This is a genomic window from Paraburkholderia sp. IMGN_8 (assembly GCF_038050405.1).
In the GTDB taxonomy this organism is placed as follows: domain Bacteria; phylum Pseudomonadota; class Gammaproteobacteria; order Burkholderiales; family Burkholderiaceae; genus Paraburkholderia.
In genome coordinates, this window is the sequence record NZ_CP150901.1 from 2,471,063 (window position 1) to 2,488,514 (window position 17,452).

17 protein-coding genes and 3 pseudogenes are annotated in these 17,452 nt (G+C 61.7%); 7 read left to right on the plus strand and 13 right to left on the minus strand.

Going from position 1 to position 17,452, the window contains the following annotated elements:
• Positions 1–9 precede the first annotated feature (9 nt).
• The 9 genes from dhaL to WN982_RS32235 form a co-directional block, all read right to left on the minus strand.
• Positions 10–642, minus strand: coding sequence for a dihydroxyacetone kinase subunit DhaL (gene dhaL / locus WN982_RS32195; RefSeq protein WP_341316071.1), 633 nt, complete (start codon positions 640–642; stop codon positions 10–12).
• Positions 639–1,685, minus strand: coding sequence for an ABC transporter ATP-binding protein (locus WN982_RS32200; RefSeq protein ID WP_341316072.1), 1,047 nt, complete (start codon positions 1,683–1,685; stop codon positions 639–641). The genes dhaL and WN982_RS32200 overlap by 4 nt, the downstream gene beginning before the upstream one ends.
• Positions 1,678–2,781, minus strand: coding sequence for an ABC transporter ATP-binding protein (locus tag WN982_RS32205; protein WP_341316073.1), 1,104 nt, complete (start codon positions 2,779–2,781; stop codon positions 1,678–1,680). Before WN982_RS32205 ends, WN982_RS32200 begins: the two co-directional genes overlap by 8 nt.
• Positions 2,782–2,785: 4 nt before the next feature.
• Complete coding sequence (locus WN982_RS32210) at positions 2,786–2,980, minus strand: hypothetical protein (RefSeq protein ID WP_341316074.1); 195 nt, start codon at positions 2,978–2,980, stop codon at positions 2,786–2,788.
• Positions 2,977–3,930 carry a carbohydrate ABC transporter permease gene (locus tag WN982_RS32215; RefSeq protein ID WP_341316075.1) on the minus strand — a complete coding sequence of 318 codons (954 nt, stop codon included), beginning with the start codon at positions 3,928–3,930 and terminating at the stop codon, positions 2,977–2,979. The genes WN982_RS32210 and WN982_RS32215 overlap by 4 nt, the downstream gene beginning before the upstream one ends.
• Entirely contained in the window at positions 3,927–4,883 is a 957-nt protein-coding gene (locus tag WN982_RS32220) for a sugar ABC transporter permease (protein ID WP_341316076.1), read from the minus strand. The genes WN982_RS32215 and WN982_RS32220 overlap by 4 nt, the downstream gene beginning before the upstream one ends.
• Positions 4,884–4,958: 75 nt before the next feature.
• Entirely contained in the window at positions 4,959–6,290 is a 1,332-nt protein-coding gene (locus WN982_RS32225) for an extracellular solute-binding protein (protein ID WP_341316077.1), read from the minus strand.
• Between the two features lie 114 nt (positions 6,291–6,404).
• On the minus strand, positions 6,405–7,424 hold the full coding sequence (locus WN982_RS32230) for a LacI family DNA-binding transcriptional regulator (protein ID WP_341316078.1): 1,020 nt from the start codon (positions 7,422–7,424) through the stop codon (positions 6,405–6,407).
• Positions 7,425–7,709: 285 nt separating this feature from the next.
• Positions 7,710–8,186, minus strand: a complete 477-nt coding sequence (locus WN982_RS32235; RefSeq protein WP_341316079.1) for an OsmC family protein — start codon at positions 8,184–8,186, stop codon at positions 7,710–7,712.
• A 106-nt stretch (positions 8,187–8,292) separates the two neighbouring features.
• Between WN982_RS32235 and WN982_RS32240 the strand changes: the two genes are divergently transcribed.
• From WN982_RS32240 to WN982_RS32255, 4 genes and pseudogenes are all read left to right on the plus strand, one after another.
• Positions 8,293–8,958 (plus strand): GntR family transcriptional regulator, encoded by a 666-nt coding sequence (locus WN982_RS32240; RefSeq protein ID WP_341316080.1) that lies wholly within the window; start codon positions 8,293–8,295, stop codon positions 8,956–8,958.
• Positions 8,957–9,061: pseudogene (locus tag WN982_RS32245) on the plus strand (alpha/beta hydrolase); the annotation flags it as partial. The gene WN982_RS32240 and the pseudogene WN982_RS32245, both read left to right, overlap by 2 nt.
• A gap of 712 nt (positions 9,062–9,773) precedes the next feature.
• The gene (locus tag WN982_RS32250; protein ID WP_341316081.1) at positions 9,774–10,469 is read left to right on the plus strand and encodes a glycine zipper 2TM domain-containing protein; all 696 of its coding nucleotides are present in this window, start codon (positions 9,774–9,776) and stop codon (positions 10,467–10,469) included.
• Between the two features lie 182 nt (positions 10,470–10,651).
• Positions 10,652–10,933, plus strand: coding sequence for a hypothetical protein (locus WN982_RS32255; RefSeq protein ID WP_341316082.1), 282 nt, complete (start codon positions 10,652–10,654; stop codon positions 10,931–10,933).
• 137 nt (positions 10,934–11,070) lie between these two features.
• Here the strand turns inward: WN982_RS32255 and WN982_RS32260 are convergent.
• Positions 11,071–11,402: pseudogene (locus WN982_RS32260) on the minus strand (MFS transporter); the annotation flags it as partial.
• Between the two features lie 106 nt (positions 11,403–11,508).
• Here WN982_RS32260 and WN982_RS32265 point away from each other — a divergent pair.
• From WN982_RS32265 to WN982_RS32275, 3 genes and pseudogenes are all read left to right on the plus strand, one after another.
• The gene (locus WN982_RS32265; RefSeq protein WP_341316083.1) at positions 11,509–13,515 is read left to right on the plus strand and encodes a VTT domain-containing protein; all 2,007 of its coding nucleotides are present in this window, start codon (positions 11,509–11,511) and stop codon (positions 13,513–13,515) included.
• A 1-nt stretch (position 13,516) separates the two neighbouring features.
• A pseudogene (locus WN982_RS32270) lies at positions 13,517–13,660 on the plus strand (TIGR03118 family protein); the annotation flags it as partial.
• Positions 13,661–13,868: 208 nt separating this feature from the next.
• Complete coding sequence (locus WN982_RS32275; protein WP_341316084.1) at positions 13,869–14,471, plus strand: phosphatase PAP2 family protein; 603 nt, start codon at positions 13,869–13,871, stop codon at positions 14,469–14,471.
• Between the two features lie 65 nt (positions 14,472–14,536).
• Here the strand turns inward: WN982_RS32275 and WN982_RS32280 are convergent, their stop codons facing one another.
• The 3 genes from WN982_RS32280 to WN982_RS32290 form a co-directional block, all read right to left on the minus strand.
• A complete protein-coding gene (locus WN982_RS32280) occupies positions 14,537–15,337 on the minus strand; it encodes a family 1 encapsulin nanocompartment shell protein (protein ID WP_341316085.1) in 801 nt (266 codons plus the stop codon).
• Positions 15,330–16,403, minus strand: coding sequence for a Dyp-type peroxidase (locus WN982_RS32285; RefSeq protein ID WP_341316086.1), 1,074 nt, complete (start codon positions 16,401–16,403; stop codon positions 15,330–15,332). Before WN982_RS32285 ends, WN982_RS32280 begins: the two co-directional genes overlap by 8 nt.
• A gap of 226 nt (positions 16,404–16,629) precedes the next feature.
• Positions 16,630–17,343: a dienelactone hydrolase family protein gene (locus WN982_RS32290; protein WP_341316087.1), complete on the minus strand. Its 714-nt coding sequence runs from the start codon at positions 17,341–17,343 to the stop codon at positions 16,630–16,632.
• Between the last annotated feature and the right edge of the window lie 109 nt (positions 17,344–17,452).

Consider the following 17,452-nt stretch of genomic DNA (forward strand, 5'->3'; position numbering starts at 1 on the left):
CTCGCTCCTTCACTCGTTGTGTTGCGCCAGCCGCACGCATATCGCCGCAATCATGATCTGACTGGAACGTGCGCCGGGATCGATATGTCCGCGCGAACGCTCGCCGAGAAACGATGCGCGTCCTTTGGTCGCCAGCATGTCGAGGGTCGCGAGCATGTTTTCCTCGGCGACCTGCGGTAGCGCCTCGCGCACTTCGCGGGCCGTCGCGCCTTCCGCGGCGAGTTCATCGAAGCGCCTGGCTACAGGGATCAGCACGTCCATCATCGTTTTGCTGCCGACGCCGGTCTTGCCGCGTTGACCGACTGCGTCCACGCCTGCTGAAAAGACATGCGCGAAACCGGCCACGTCCAGCGTATTTCCCGCGGACGCTTTCGCCATGCCGCTCAGCAACGAGAAAAACAAGGGCCCTGACGACCCGCCGACCGTCGACAACACCTTGGATGCGGCGAGTTCGAGCGCGGGACCGAATGCTTCCGCTTCGATATCCGCTCTCACGGCAAGCAGCGCTTCCATGCCTCGCAGCAGATTGAAGATGTGATCGCCATCACCGATCTGCTGGTCGAGCAAAGCGATCTCGTCGGTGTGTTCCTTCAGCGACGCATAGGCGGCGTCGATGCACGTCATGACCGTTTTGCCGTTCATGTCGGGATCCTCCTGCCGTCGGCACGGAAATATAGAAGGCTGCGCGCCGGCAGCGAAACGCCGACCGATTGCCCTGGCGAAAAATTGCGCTCGGCAACCGTCGTCGCCACCACGGCGGTTCCGGCGCGATCGAGAATCAGCAAGTGGCGCAGCGGCGAATATTCGAGCACCTTCAGATTCAGTGCATCCTGTGCGCCCGCAACGTCGCGTTGATCGCGTGCATCAGTGTCGTGCAGCACGATGTCCTCGGGGCGGATCGCGACGGTCGCCGTGCCCGCCGGCATGTGCGCCGAATCGAACAGCGCGGGCGGCAGCAGGTTGATCGGCGGGGAGCCGAGCCGCTGCGCGGCGCTTAGCGAAACCGGATTGCCATACACTTCGCGCGGCGTGCCGAGTTGCACGAGACGCCCATGTTCGAGAATGCCGATGCGATCGGCGAGCGTCGTCGCCTCGACCTGATCATGTGTAACGTAGACGATCGTTGCGCCGATCGTGCGATGCAGGCGCTTGAGTTCGATGCGCAACTCCTCACGCAGCTTTGCATCGAGCGACGACAGCGGCTCGTCCATCAGAAACGCCTTGGGCTGCCGCACGAGCGCGCGCCCTATCGCCACGCGCTGCATTTCGCCGCCTGACAAATGCGTTGCCATGTTGTCGAGCTTCGATTCCATGTGCAGCAGCTCGGCCACTGCGTGGACTCGCGCGCGCACCTCGACCTCGCTGCTGCGCCTTCTCGGCGAGCGCAACGGAAACGCGAGATTGCCAAACACGGTCAGATGCGGATACAGCGAGTATTGCTGGAAGATGAACGCAACATCGCGATCGGATGGATGCACGCCTGTCGCGATGTTGCCGTCGATCAGCACGTCGCCGGCGTCCGGCCGTTCCAGCCCGGCGATCAGGCGTAGCGTGGTTGTCTTACCCGCGCCACTCGGTCCGAGCAGCACCACGAACTCGCCGTCCTTCACATCGATCGAAAGATCGTCGACAGCGAGGATGTCGCCAAAGCGTTTCGACACATTGCGCAACTGGATTTCAGCCATGAGCTTCTCCGTATGCGGGAATCGTGTGAGCGGCGCCCGGCAGCAGGCGGCCCGATTGCGCGTCGTAAAGCAGCGTGCGTTCCTTCCGAAACGACAGACCGACCGGCGATCCGGCAGGCAAACCGTCATCTTTGCCCGCACGCACACGCACAATACCCAGTGCGGTTTCGATCACCAGCACCTGATGCGAGCCGAGATATTCATCGGCGATAACCTCGCCGCGCAGCGGACCGTGTTCATCGATGACGACATGCTCCGGGCGGATACCCAGCAACACGTGCGCAGCGGCCTGCTCACACCGCGGCACCGGCACCGCCGCGCCATGCAGGCTCACCTCTTCGTGACCCACATCGACACCGCCATCCACCGGCAAGAAATTCATCGGCGGACTGCCGATAAAGTTGCCGACGAATACCGTCGCCGGAAAGTAATAGATCTCATGCGGCGGCCCGGCTTGCAACACCTCGCCCTTGTTCATCACAACTATGTCGTCGGCCATCGCCATCGCTTCGCTCTGATCGTGTGTCACGTAGACGGTCGTCGCGGCAAGCGCGTTATGCAGCTTGCGCAGTTCGAGACACATCAATTCACGGAAGTCCGCATCGAGCGTGCCGAGCGGTTCGTCCATCAGAAACGCCTTCGGTTGCCGCACGATTGCACGGCCGAGCGCCACGCGCTGCCGGTCGCCGCCGGACAGGCCGCCGGTCTTGCGATCGAGAATGCTCTCGATGCGCAGCATGTGCGCGGCCGCGTCGACCCGGGTCGCGATCTCCTTGCGCGACACGTGCTCGTTTTTCAGCGGAAATGCGATGTTGTTGCGCACCGTCATGTGCGGATACAGCGCGAACATCTGAAAGACGAACGCGATATCGCGCTGACGCGCACGCAACGCCGTCACGTCTTCGCCGTCGATCAGGATTTGCCCGGAAGTGGGCAACTCGAGCCCGGCGATCATCCGCAACGTGGTGGTCTTGCCGCAACCCGACGGACCGAGCAACACGACAAAGCGCCCCGCGCCGATCGTCAGACTGGTGCCGCGCACCGCGACGAAGTCGTCGAAGCGTTTGTGGAGGTTGGCGAGAACGATCGTGGACATATTGTCAGTCCGGGAAATGACTGGTGACGACGAACGCGAGCGCGCCCACCAGGACGACCGGAAACGACCACGTGAACAACGCCAGCGAAAACGGCTGCACCAGCATCGCCATGCCGAGACCGATCAGCGCGGTCGACGCCGCTTCGCTGTAGCCACGGCGTAGAAAATGCCTGCGCGACAACACGGAGTCTCGTTTCATTTGCGCACCGCTCCAAAGGTGATGCCACGCAACAGATGCTTGCGCAGCACGACAGTGAAGATGAGGATCGGCAGCACGAACAGCGTCGTCGCTGCTGCAACGGCAGGCCAATCCTGGCCGCCTTCGCCGATAATGAACGGGATGAACGGCGGCATGGTCTGCGCATCGCCGCTTGTCAGCAGCGACGCGAACGCATACTCGTTCCATGCGAAGATCAGGCAGAAAATCGCAGTCGCCGCGATGCCGGTGATCGCCTGCGGAAGCACCACTTTGACGAAGGCCTGCAAGCGCGTATAACCGTCGACTAGCGCCGCCTCTTCGTATTCACGCGGAATCTCGTCCATGAAACCCTTCAGCAGCCACACCGCCAGAGATACGTTCACCGCCGTATACAGCACGATCATGCCGACATAGCTGTCGCTCAAACCCAGCGCGCGGTACATCAGGTAGATCGGAATCGCGACCGCGATCGGCGGCATCATGCGCGTCGACAGGATGAAGAACAGTAGATCGTCGGCGAGCGGCACCTTGAAACGCGAGAACGCGTAAGCCGCGAGCGTGCCGAGAAACACCGCGAGAAAAGTCGAGCCGAAACCGATCACGAGCGAGTTCACGAAACGCGGCAAAACCTTCGACGGTCCCGCGATCACCATGTTGCGCTTGCGCACGTCGCGCTCGTACCAGGTCTGCGCAGGCGGCAGACTGGCGATGAACTCCGGCGTCTGCCGCGAACGGATCGTGAACAGATTCACGTAGCCTTCCATCGACGGCTGAAACAGTACGACGGGCGGATAGGCGATCGCGTCTTCCTGCGACTTGAAGCTCGTCAGGAAGATCCAGACCATCGGCAAGGTCGCGAGCAATGCATACGTGATGACGGCCGCTGCGGCGAACCGCTTGCCGCGCGCCGACGACGCCACCACCGAATGTTGGGTAGCAGTCGGTCTCATCGCTGTTTCACCCGGTTGAGCGCCTTGACGTAGATGTTCGCCGCACCGAACACCGTCACGAACAGAATGATGGCCAGCGCCGACGAATAGCCGGTCTGCCACTTCTCGAACGCGGCACGCTTTAACGTGATCGACACGGTTTCCGTTACCGAACCTGGTCCGCCCGAGGTCAGCAGATTCACCATGTCGAACATCTTGAAGTTCTCAATGCCGCGAAACAGCACGGCGAGCATCAGGAACGGCAAGGTCATCGGCAGCGTGATCGACCAGAACTGGCGCCACGGCGTGGCGCGATCCACTTCGGCTGCTTCGTAGATGTAGTCAGGAATCGAACGCAAACCTGCGAGGCAGATGAGCATCACATAAGGCGTCCACATCCATGTATCGACCATCACGATGGTCCACGGCGCAAGCGACACGTCGCCGATCATCTGGAACGAGCCGGGCGCAATGCCGGTGAAGAAGCCGACGATGTCGTTGAAGAGACCCGTCTGCGGCTGCAACAGAAAGGTCCAGAAATTACCCACTACTGCCGGCGACAGCATCATCGGCAGCAGGATCAGCGTGGTCCAGAAACTATGGCCGCGAAACTGCCGGTTGATCAGCAGCGCGAGGCCGAAACCCAGAAGAACTTCAAGTCCGACCGACCAGAACACGAAACGCGCCGTAACCTGCATCGCGTACCAGATGTCTTCGTCGGTGAGAATGTCGACGTAGTTGTCGATGCCGACAAAGCGCGCCGGCATGCTCGGCATATTCGACTTGAAGTTCGTGAACGACAAACGTAATGCCCAGATCAAGGGAAAGATGTTGATCGCGAGCAGCAACAGGATCGTCGGGAGAATGAACAGCCACGCTATCGTTCTGTCCGACAGGCCGGCCAGGCGCGTGCGCACGCGCGCCGACGCGCCGGATTCGAGACCCGTCGACGCAAAAGGCTTGTTTGCCAACATGCCTGACTCCTTTAAGCGGACCGGCGCAATGTGCAAATGCACGTGCACGCGCCGCCGGTCCAGTCCGGATACACGCTAGTTCTTGCCTTCGGCCTTGAAGACCTTGTTCCAGTCTTTGACCAGCAGATCGAGCGCCTCCTTGGCCGTGCCCTTGTCGGCCACCACATAGTCATGGATGCGTTTTTGCATATCGAGCAGAAGTTCGGCATAAGCGGGCTCGGCCCAGAAATCCTTCACGATCGCCATCGACTTTAGGAAAGCCGGTGCAAAGGGGGCGCTCTTTGGAAAGTCCGGTGCATCCACCACGGACTTGGCCGCCGAATAGCCGCCCAGCTGCCACCACTTCTGCTGAACGTCGGGCTGCGCGAACCATTTGATGTACTCGAGCGCGTCGTCCTTATGATCCGAGTACGAGACGACCGAGATGCCCTGCCCGCCCAGCTGCGTGTATTGCTTCAACTCACGCGGATTGACGAAGAAGCCGATCTTGTCGCCGCCGACATTCGGGTCTTTATAGAGTCCAGGGAAGAACGCAAACCAGTTCATCTGCATCGCCACCTGGCCGGACTTGAACGCGTCGAGTCCTTCCTGCATGTACGCGTTGGTCATGCCCGGCGCCGTGCAGCACTTGTAGAGCGCCTTGTAGAACTCCAGCCCCTTGACCGCGCCCGGTGAATTCACAAAGCCGTCGAGGTGATAAGGCTTCTTGGGGTCTTCGTATTCGAAACCGAAGTTATAGAGCGCATTGGTCACGCCCATCGTGATACCTTCGGAACCGCGCTCGGTGAAAATATAGGCGCCGTACACGGTTTTGCCGTCGATCTTGCGGCCCTGGAAGAACTCGGCGGTTTGCTTGAGTTCGTCCAACGTGGTGGGCGGCTCGAGTTCGCGTTTATATTTCTGCTTGAACTCCGCACGTAATTCAGGGCGTGCGAACCAGTCCTTGCGATACGTCCAGCCGACCGCATCGGCCATTGCCGGCAACGCCCAGTAGTTCGGCGTATTCTTCGGCCACTCCGAATAACCGACCACGGTCGCCGGCACGAAGTCGTTCATCGATATCTTGTTCTTCGCGAAGAAATCATTGAGTTTGACGTAGTGCCCATTGACCGCCGCGCCGCCGATCCACTGGCTGTCGCCGATGATCAGGTCGCACAGTTTGCCGTGCGAATTGAGCTCGTTAATGAAACGATCCGCGTAACTGGTCCACGGCACAAACTCGAATTTCATCTTGATGCCGGTCTTGCTCGTGAAATCCTTCGACAGTTCGACGAGTGCGTTGGCCGGGTCCCACGCCGCCCAGCATAAGGTCAACTGCTTGCCCTGTGCTTGCGCGCCCGTCGCCATGCCGAGTCCCAACGATACGATGGCCGCCGCCATTACCCTTGCTGACGTAAGACGAAACATGTGTCTTCTCCTTGTCTTTCTCGGGTCTCCAACCTGATATGGAACAGCGCCCATGCGCCGGGCGCCGCGTTTCGGCTCCAGCGGATTCAGACCGCAATCCGCGTGTCGCGAGCTTCAGGCATGCGCATTCTCACGAAGATAAATTCGGGTTTCCGGCGTTGGGATGGCAAGCGCACCACGCACGTCGTTAAGAAAATTGATTGCAGCGAGACCGGCCCAGTGAACAATGCCGCGCACGTCCTGATCGAGGATCACATCGATCGCGCGCTCGGATAACTGGCTACGCGTTTCCGCGGTGCACTCATGGCCAATCAGAACGAGGCGGGATTTCTCGCCCGATTCCTGCAATGCCGACGCAATCCCGGAGATGCCGCCACCGGTTGCATAGACGCCGACCAGATCCGGATGACGCGCAAGCAGGCCCTGCGCGGCGAGACCTGCGCCGTCGTCGTCTTCGGCAAAATCGGGCTCGGCGATCCAGCGCAGGTTGCGGAAATCCTCTTCCAGCACTTGCGAGAAGCCGGTGCGCCGCTCCAGTTGATCGTGCAAGCGCGACGATGCGGACAGCACCGCCACCGTGCCGATGCGAGAACCGAGAAAGCGGCCCATCAACAAACCGGCTGTGCGCCCGGCGATCCGGTTATCGACGCCGACATACGCGGCGCGGCGACTCGCGGGCAGATCGGAGAACACCGTGACGACGGGCACGTTCGCCACGCTCATGTCCTCGATCAGACGTTCGACCCACGGATAGTCGAGCGGCACGAGCACGAGTGCGTCGTAGTCGACCACTTGCTCGGAGAATGCGGCGGTATCGCGCTGGCTTGAGAAATCGCAGCGATAGAACGACGGGATGATCCGGTGTTCGCGAAAGAAGCTCGCGGACAGCGCGATGTTGCGCTCCACATGATCGAGGAAGCGCGAGTTGATTTGCGGAAGCACGAAAGCGACGCGAAACGAACTGAGCTTCGACGGGCGGCCGCGACTCGCGCGTTCGTCGCGCAGCGTCGCCAGCGCGAGGTGAACGCGTTCAGCGGTTTCCGGACGCACGGCCTGATCGTCGCGCAACACACGATCGACCGTGGCCACGCTAACGCCCGCACGACGCGCAATCATCATACGTGTAGCCGGCATGTGTCTCCTCCGGTGCCGAACCAGAGTCATTTTGTTTAATTAAGGTAGCTTTTTCTGCGCGGAATGCAAGTTTTTTTACTTCAGTAAATCCATCATTTCTGATGACATTGTGCGTTGCACACAAGGAGCGTGAAAAGTGACTTGCGGAGTGGGGAAATGGAGGAAATCGGCGGGGCTGCGATATTTCTACCGGATGCAAGTGATAGTCGCGAATCAATCGCGGCGGCTGTTGTTGAGTGCTCCCGCCCTATCAGACAAAAATCCGAAAAAACCGTCACGCACCCGTCAAACCGCATCCGTCTCGATTGTCGGCTCACACAGGATAGGAAAGTTGACCGAGTTCGCGATATAGCACTTCTCATGTGCGACATGATGCAAACGCTCGGCCAGGCTGAGATCGCCACCGGCCTGAATGACGACATGCGGGTGCAGGACTATCTTCGAAAAGCGACCCGCCTTCGGGTCGTCGAGCATCGTGCCTTCGGCGTTGTCGCGATAGCGCAGAACCACAATGCCGGCATCGGCACAAAGATGCAGATACCAGAGCTTGTGGCATGCGCACGCCGAGGCGACCAGCAGATCTTCCGGATTCCAGCGGCTGGCGTCGCCGAGAAATGCCGGGTCCGATGATCCCGGAATGTCGGGCTTGGTTCCCGCGGCGATCACATGGTCCCGCGCGTATTCACGGTACCCCGATGTACCGCTTCCGCGGTTACCCGTCCACTCCACCGCTACCTGATATTTGTGCTCGCCGTACGCCATGCCAATCTCCTCGATGTTGAACCGGACGTCACTTCCCTGCACCTGAATTCTATACGCCACCTGCCATTTGGTATACCATTATTCCAAATCGCAAGGACACATGCACATGGAAATCAAACTGGATTCGACGGCAGACACAGTCGCCATGTCGCTACGCGAACTGATTGCGGCGGGTGAACTGGGCGACGGCGCACGGCTAGTCGAGCGTGAGCTAGCCGACCGATTTGGCGTGAGCAGGGTTCCGATGCGGGAGGCAATACAAAGGCTGGAGGGCGAAGGACTGGTCGAAATCCTCCGGAACCGCGGTGCGGTCGTGCGGACCCTCACCGAGGCCGACGTGGAGGAAATTTATAGTCTGCGCATGTTGCTCGAGGGAGACGCAATCTACCGCGCGGTGAAACGCATGGACAATGAAACGTTATCGCGCGCGGAACTCGTTCACCGGCTTCTAGGAGAAGCCGATACGGCTCAGAGACAGGGCGAACTCAATCGCGAGTTTCATGAACTGTTGTACCGCTCGTGCGCCAACAGCCGTCAGCTCAACGCAATATGGGAGTTGCGCGCTCAGGTTGAGCGCTATGAACGACTGCAGGCCACGCTGCTCGCCGATACGCACGCCTTCCAGGACGAGCACCTGAAAATCCTCGAGGCTTGCCAGACCGGCAACGCGCGCCTGGCGCGGTCGATGACCGTGGAACATCTCGCGTCTGCAAAGCGAATTGTTCTGCAGCTGGTTGGGGAACTCCGACGAGATATTGACGCCAGAGCGTAGCCACACGGTGGAAGTACAGGGCGCGAGCCACTCGGTGTATGTGTCGCGTCCCAAGGAAGTTGCCGCGTTGATCGAGCAGGCGGCTGAACACGCTCAGGATTGAGTCGCGCATTCGCCACTGCGCAACGCGGCGTTGACCGTAGTACGTGTGTGGCTAGACAACAGGGTTCGCACGTCGCTGCGCGAACCCGGCAACGACGTGCGGACTATCGCGGCGGTGCGAACGCGTTTCCCCCGACGTTAGGCGCTCGAGGGTCGGGGTTCATATTCAGGCTCGTGCCATTTGCTCTCATGTTGTTGGCCGCAGGCGCGCCCGATCCAGTGCCGACCCCGCCGCCGATCGCTGTCGTGCCGCGCGCCGGCCCCCCGCTCAGGCCGGTGCCTGCCGCACCGGTTCCCAAGCCCGTTCCTGTGCCCGCTCCATTGGCGCCGCTCGGATCACCGGGGGTAGCGCTTCCTGACTGAGCGTAAGCGGTTCCCGACATGCACACAACCAAAACCGCCGCCAAAATACTGTTTGTGACGATCTTCATAGCCGACTCCATAACGCCATCGAATTCTCTGCCCGACACACACAACGTCGTATTGCTGTTGAGCACATGACGCTCACGAGTGAAGTCGGTCAATGAGTAAGACGGCGGCCCGCCCTGCTTTGTTCGCGCATAAAATACATTCGCATCGCTTGTGTCATGCCGCAAGCGATGCGTGGAAACGCGCCGTCCAGTTGTACAAATGCTTACAAAGCAGCGGGCTGGCCGAGTGCACCGCCCTCAGTGTTGCGGCGTTATTGCAGACACCTACCAGCGGAGTCCACAATGAACACGAACCTCACACCCAGCAACCCGCAGCGCAGTCGCATTCATCCTCTGGTCGCAGGCGCGGCGGTGGCGGTTATCCTCGCCAGCGCCACCGGCATCGCGGCGATGACCGGCATTCTGCCGACCTCGCGCGCTGTCACGGCGCCCACGCCGCCGGTCGCAGCAGTTGCGGCACCGGTTGCAAGCGCTCCGCTGGCCGCTATCCCGGCGAATACGGTACAACATACTGCACAGGAAGCCGCCCCTGCCCGGCCGCGCGTCCATCACACGCACAGCACTGCGGCAGCGGAGGCGCCGCGCTACTCGAACAACCAGGGATACCAGGCGCCTTCGGAATCTGCGTCGACGAGATCAGTCGCTGACCCGTACGCGGGCGAAGTCGTCGCGATCAACACAGTCCAGGCACCCGAGCCGACGACAGGCCTCGGCGCGGTGGGTGGCGCGGTCGCAGGCGGGCTGATCGGCAATCAGATAGGGGGCGGCCGCGGTAAAGTTCTCGCGACCATTGCAGGGGCAGTGGGTGGCGGCGTGGCAGGTAACGGCATCGAGCACGCCGTGCGCAAGCAGACGACTTATCAGGTACAAGTGCGCATGCAGGACGGCAGCTACCGGAACTTCAGCTATCCGACCCAACCGGCCGTACAGGTTGGCGAGCGCGTCCACGTATCCGGCGATTCCCTGACGGCTTCGTGACCCGATTCGTGAGCCCGGGTCGGGCGGCCTGCCGCACAACTTATGCGCGGCGGGCCGTGATGTTACCAGTGGTTACACAAGTGACAATGGTGGCGTACATACCGGGCCTAAGCCGCCCTACAATCCAGCTCGTCCGTCACCGCTCGGCGCCCGCCTGAAGCGAACGGGTCAGGAGAAACACAATGAAACGTCTCACTCTTTTATTCGCAGCAGGCCTCTGCGCTGCGAGCGCTTCCAGTGCCGCCATGGCGCACGTGGACGTCGGCGTGTTCCTTGGGGTGCCGGCGCCCGTGTATGTCCAGGAGCCCCCAGTCATCTATCAGCCGCCTGTGGTCTATGCACCGGCACCTGTCTACTATGGCGGTTATGGATATGGCGGTGAGTACCGCGACGAACGCCGCTGGCACGACAACGGCAGGCACCGCGGCTGGGAGCACCATCGTCATGGAGATGAAGACGACTGACCTGTGGTCCCGCACTAACGCCATGCACAGCAATCATTGATGAAATTCGCCCACGCGCGACGCAAATACACGTGCATGGCGTTCGTGCCGTTCCTGCTTCGACTTCGCTGATGCGCTGGGGAGCGGGTAAGCCGTAGCGCAACCATCGTGGCGAGCATTCCTTGCATGAGTCCCATGTGTAAGCCCCACAGTACGACACCGAGTATCACCACCGGCCAGTGACTGCCGTACGCCAGTACGATATCCGACGCAGTCGGCACCACGAGTCCAATCGCCGGCAGCCTGGCGCAGCTCATCGGATCGGCCCGTTTTCCGAACGGATACGCCGACACCGAATACACGAAATTCATCGCCACCAGACGAGTGGCACCAGGGCCACCGGCACGCCGCCCGGCATCGCGCGCGGTACGAGGAATGCCTCGCTGAACCGCGCGAGCGTGAAAACCACGCCGATGAACACCACTAACCAAATGTTAGGGCAATGATCCGTTGCCTGACCCTGACACGCGCCGATAGTGCCATCCGACCGTGCGCGTTATCATCAACCGTTACGTCAGACCGGTCCATAGCGCACGATGGAACAAGCGTACGTCCAACTGTTGCATCTGCTCGCCGGTCACCCGGCATGGACGCTTACGGTCGTTTTCCTTGCAGCGTTCCTTGAAGCCATTGCCGTGATCGGCACCTTCATCCCTGGCAGCACCGCAATGTTCCTGGCCGGCGCACTGGCCGGCACCGGATCGCTGAGCCTTGGCTGGGTGTTCGTATCGGCGATAGCCGGCGCGGTCGCGGGAGACGGCATAAGCTTCTTGCTCGGCAGCCGTTACAAGGACAGGATCGTCCAGGTGTGGCCTTTCCGCAAGCATCCGCAGGTGCTCGATGCAGGCCACCGGTTCTTCGAAAAGCATGGCGCGAAGAGTATCGTGTTCGCCCGCTTCGTCGCACCGTTGCGGGCGATCGTGCCGGTGGTTGCGGGGATGCTCGGCATGACGCCGATGCGCTTCTACACCATGAACGTCCTTTCGGCGCTGCTCTGGGCGCCCGCCCATATCCTGCCGGGCGTGGTGTTCGGCGCATCGGTGCTGTTGGCCGGCGCGGTGTCGTTCCGACTCGTCGTCATCATCGCGCTGCTGGCGGGCATCGTATGGCTGAGCTTTCGAGCCGCGCGCTTTCTGCTGTCGCACGCCAATGCGTGGTCGAGCGCGGCGGGCCGCCATCTGGCGAACTGGGCCAGCCGGCACCCGGGCCGAGTCGGCCGTCTCGCCCGGAGCATGCTGGATCCCGATCAGCCGGACGCCGGCAGTATTGTGGCGGCCTCGTCCGTTGTACTGGTATGCGGCGCGCTTTTCTTCGTCGTTCTCGAAGACGTCATCAGCGGCGATCCGCTGGTGCGCATCGACCTATCCGTCTATCACTTCCTGCAATCGGTCCGCACTCCCTGGAGCGATACCGTCCTCGCAGGTCTCGCCACGCTGGGCAGCGTCGTTACGCTGGCAACACTGGTCGTCACGGTTGCGCTGTGGATGCTGTGGGAACGACGTTGGCGCACCATCGGCTACTGGCTGGCTGCGGTTGCATTTTCCCAGTTGCTGATCTTCGCTTTGCAGTTCGCGATGCACCGTGCTCCGCCGGATTCGCTCGTATCCGCCGCCTATGTGTTTCCGAGCAATCACGTCGCCGCTACCGTGATCGTCTATGGCTTTCTGGCATTTCTGCTCGCGCGGCGGGTCGGCATGCTGGAGGGTTTGCTCGTCGCAACCGCGAGTGCGGTCGTCGTGGTCGTCGTCGCGCTGGCGGGACTTTACTTCGGCAGGTTCTGGGTTTCCGATGCGATTGGCGGCGCGGCGCTGGCGTACGTCTGGGTCGCCATCGTTGCGCTGACAGCCATGTGGCGGCATCCGGAACCACCACCGTCACGCCAGTTCATGCCAGTGGTGATTCTGCTGGTCGTGCTCGTGACCGTGGGCGTGCAGCTTGGCGTCAACCCGCCCGCCGCGCCGCCGGATAGTACGCGCCCCCCGCCACCCGTATTGGTCACGCAATCGCAGTGGACCGTTTCCCTCTGGAGGCATCTGCCTTGCTATCGCTCCGATATGGGCGGCGACCGCAAGGAACCCCTCACGCTGCAGTGGGTGTCGAACCGCGATGCGATAAAGGGACGACTCCGCGCTCAGGGGTGGGTCGAAGGCATGGACCTGTCGGCGCGCAGCCTGCTTTCTCTCGCCTCGCCCAACGTCGCAGCCGTGTCGCTGCCGGTGTTGCCGAAGCTGAACAACGGTGTGCCCTCGTCGCTCGTTTTCACGCGTCCCGGCGGCACGCGCGACGAACGCGACGTACTGCGCTTCTGGCCAAGTGGCTACGCAGTGGCAAACGGCGCGTCATTCACCCCACTCTGGATCGGTGCGCTGGCGCATGAACGGCTGTTCCGTCCGTCGTGGCCAATCAATATCCTGCGCGCCGACAAGCAGGCCGCGGCACTCGATGCTCACGGCAACGGGAGCGCAGACTTCGGAGCCGCCGTAGTGGCAACGGTGAGTTGTCATGGCGTGCCGGTGTCGCTCCTGGCGTCGCCCGAGGAATAGTGGAACTACGTTCGTGCAGGGAGGTCTATGGGGGATCGCTTTCGGCTACGGGCTCGATAATCAGCCGGTGAACACGTTGTTCTTTGCTGCGGGGCCAAATGGGGAGATGGACGGTGTCTATGGACGCATCGACCTGAAGATGTGAGGGTCGGTCCTCGATCGTACCGATCTAAGCATTCCCTAAGGTTCACACACTAAGATCGGTCCGCGAGCGTTCCAAGCGCGCCGGTTGCCGGCGTTCCGGCGGCGGGCGCTCCGGCTAGCGGAGCAGCGCTCGCCGTCGCGCCTATGCTGGTTTGCGCCTCGGTGCCCAGTCCACTATTCCTGACACGTCTCTCAAAAAAACGCACTGCATGAATACACTCGAAGCGTTCAATCAAGCGCTCTTTCTGATGATCAACGCCACAGCGTCGACGCCGGTTTGGCAAATTAACGCAGCACGGTTTATCGCCGATTACGTCATCTATCTCATTCCGCTGTCGCTGGTAGCGATGTGGCTATCCGGCGACGAGCGTCAGCGCGACACGGCGGTTCGCGTGTGCGGCGTAACCTTGCTCGCCCTCGGCATCAATCAGATCATCGGTCTTGTCTGGCCGCATCCCCGGCCGTTCGTGATCGGGATCGGCCATACGTTTTTGCAACATGCGCCAGACCCGTCGTTCCCAAGCGACCACGGGACGATATTCGCGAGCGTCGCCTTGACCTTGTTGTTGGGGGGGCTGCGACGGTACGGCATGCTCATGCTGCTGTCCGGCGTCGCCGTTGCGTGGGCACGCGTGTTTGTCGGCGTCCATTTCCCGCTCGACATGGTGGGCGCCGTCGCCATCGCATGCATCGCATTCCTGCTGGTCATGCCGCTTTGGCGGCTAGGCGGAACCATGGTGATGCGCGGGTTGGTCATGTTGTACCGCACGCTGCTCGCGTGGCCGATCAATCGCGGCTGGCTGTCCTCGTGAGCATCGCGTCGACCGAAGGCCTCCGCACAATTTCCGCGGAAACCTTCATCGCCTCGCCGGAGTAGCTACTCCGGCAACACCGCGACGGATGCTTCGCTCGTCAGCAGCAGGAAAGTCAACGTTTCCTGCAGGTACAGGCGCACCACCTGGTCCGTGTGGCTCAAATATCCGATGCACAGGTCCTGGCCGATGTGCAGGTCGAAGTCGCCGCCACGGGTGGAGAGCACGCTGCCTCCGTCGAGGGCCGGGGCCCAGATGATCTCGCCGTTCACCAGCCGCTTGATATGTTCGAGCACCGGGTAACCCTGATCGCTCGCTTCGCTCACCGCGGTGTACGCATCGGCGCCCAGCAGGACCGAATACGGACCGTCGACGCCGGCCAGCCGCAACTGCTCGAGCGCCTTGGCGATGACGGTGGGATAGTCGCTAACGTCAGCCGGCAAGCTCAGCGTGGGGTTCGACGACCCTTCCCGAATACCGACGATGTTCGCCGCCTTGTAGCCGTCGAAAATGGCGCGGTCTTCGGCGTAGGCCAATTGCTGTGCTGCATCCTTCGCTGGCTGCCAGTCGGAATCGCTCGCGCCGCGTTCCACGTCGTCGATCGCCTCGCGCTGCAACTCGAACGGCACACGCAGTTCGACTAGCGCCCTCACCTCGCGCTGGCGTGCACTCACGCCTTCCTGCGGCGCGGCGATGGTCGACTGGTGACCGGTGCCGACCGCGCTCAAACTGGCGCCGCCAGGACCTTTCACATCGACCACGCGACGGCCGGCCACGGAGCGCTTGAAGGTGCGTGCAACTTCTTCCTCGATCTCCGACCAGGCCGCGGTGGAGATGGGGGCCAGCTCGCGATGCAGATTATTCATACTGAGGTGCTCCTTTGAGAGAGCCGATATTCAGCGAACCATCGCCGACCGGCTCGATAACTGTTGGGAAATCAGGAGACTCGATCGCACTCGCGGCGATAGCCGGGCTGCGATCCGCGAGCGCTTCGAGCAACGGCTCGGACGGCACGAAGAACAGCCCGCCCGTCACCGCGCGGCTGAAATCGAGCAGCCGGTCGTAGTTGCCTGGCGGCCGGCCGACGAACATGTTCTCCAGCATCTGTTCAATCGGCGCCGGCGAACGGGCATAGCCGATGAAATACGTGCCGAATTCGCCTGAGCCGGGTCGCCCGAACGGCATGTTGTCGCGCAGGATCTTGACTTCCTCGCCGTTTTCCTCGAGCACGGTGAGCGAACTGTGCGATGAGCTTGGCTTCACTGCGTCGTCGAGTTCGATGTCGGAGAGTTTGGTGCGGCCGATGATGCGCTCCTGCGTTTCGACCGGCAACGCATTCCAGCCGGTCATATCGTGCAGATACTTCTGCACGAGGACATAGCTGCCTCCCGCGAATTCGGGGTCCTCCTCACCGACCACGGTAAACGTGACAGCTTCGTTACCGGTCGGGTTCTCGGTTCCGTCGACGAAACCAACCATGCTGCGTTGATCGAAATAACGAAACCCATGCACTTCGTCGACTGCCGTCACCGCCGTGCCGAGCCTGCCCATGAGATGAGTGGCCAGTTCGAAGCACAGATCCATCTGGTCGGCACGAATGTGCAGCAAGATGTCGCCCGGTGTCGACACTGCCAGGCGCTCGCCCGAGCCGAACTCGCGGAACGGGTGCAGACCGGCCGGTCGGGGCGCACCGAACAGCGCATCCCAGGCGTCGGAACCGAAGCCGCATACACACGACAGGCCGCCGTCAGGGTTCCGTTTGCCCACCGCCCGCACCAGTGCGGCGATATCCGCGCACCACGCACGCACGGTGTCGCGGCTCTCCGCGTCCGGATTGATAGTGGCGACGATGAAGATCGCACTCCGCTTGGCCTGTGTGGACACGGCCTGCGGTTCGGGGGTGACGGCGGCTTGGATGGGAGTGTCGGACATCGCGCAAGGGCTTCAAGGTAGCTGTTGCTGGGGAACAGCATATATAACCCGAAGCGTGTGGCAACGCCAAGCGCATATGAGATGAAATCAGGCGATGGCCCGCCTGCGCACGACCCCGCCCGGCGACATCCCGAGCCCGACGATGGCCGACTTCTACGGCCAGCGCCCATCGGAAGGCGGCGCGACGACTCGCCGCCGCGTCCACGCCGCGACGCCAGTCAGCGTGTTACCGCTGCGGCCACAGCTCGCGGCCCCAAAAGGTCAGCGTACGGTCCCACGCCAACTGCGACCAGACCGGATCGAACTGGGTCCTGGGGATACGGCCCGGCCCAACCGCCGTCTCGTTGGCGAACGCATGATGCGCAAGATAGCGGTGAAACTCCACGTCGACGTTCGCCCCGGTCAACTTGGTTTCGAGCGCGTCGACCGTTTCGGCGGGAAAGAACTCGTCTTGTGTGGCCCAGTGACCGAGCACCGGAACCTTGATCTTCGATGCATCGATGTACTCGAGCGGCGGGAAGCCGTACCACACCACGCCGGCCGATACCTCCGGAATATTGCATAGCGCGAGCAGCGTGAGCGCACCGCCCATGCAATAGCCGGTCACACCCACCCGCTCCGAATGCTGCTTCAGGTACTGCACGGCGCCGCGAATATCCTGGCTGGCGGCGTCGCCGAAGTCGAGCCCGTCCAGCAGATGGTGCGCCTCCTCCTCTTCCACCGTCGTTTTTCCGCGGAAAAGATCGGGGACCAACGCCAGATAACCGGACTGCGCGAGTCGGTCCGCCACGCCGCGAATCTGGTCGTTCAACCCCCACCACTCCTGAATCACGACGATGGCGGGCGCGCCCTCGAGCTTCTGCGGCTTCGCCAGATAACCCTGGATGTCCTGGCCATCAGGGCGGCGAAAGGTGATCATGGATCCCGATGTGTGTTTCATGAGATGGTCCTCGACTAGACGGATTAGACAGAACCGCTAGCATAGCGCCAGTCGTGAAAGTACGCCGACGGGCGCAGCATGCGACGGCTCTCACTAACCGACGCAGCAG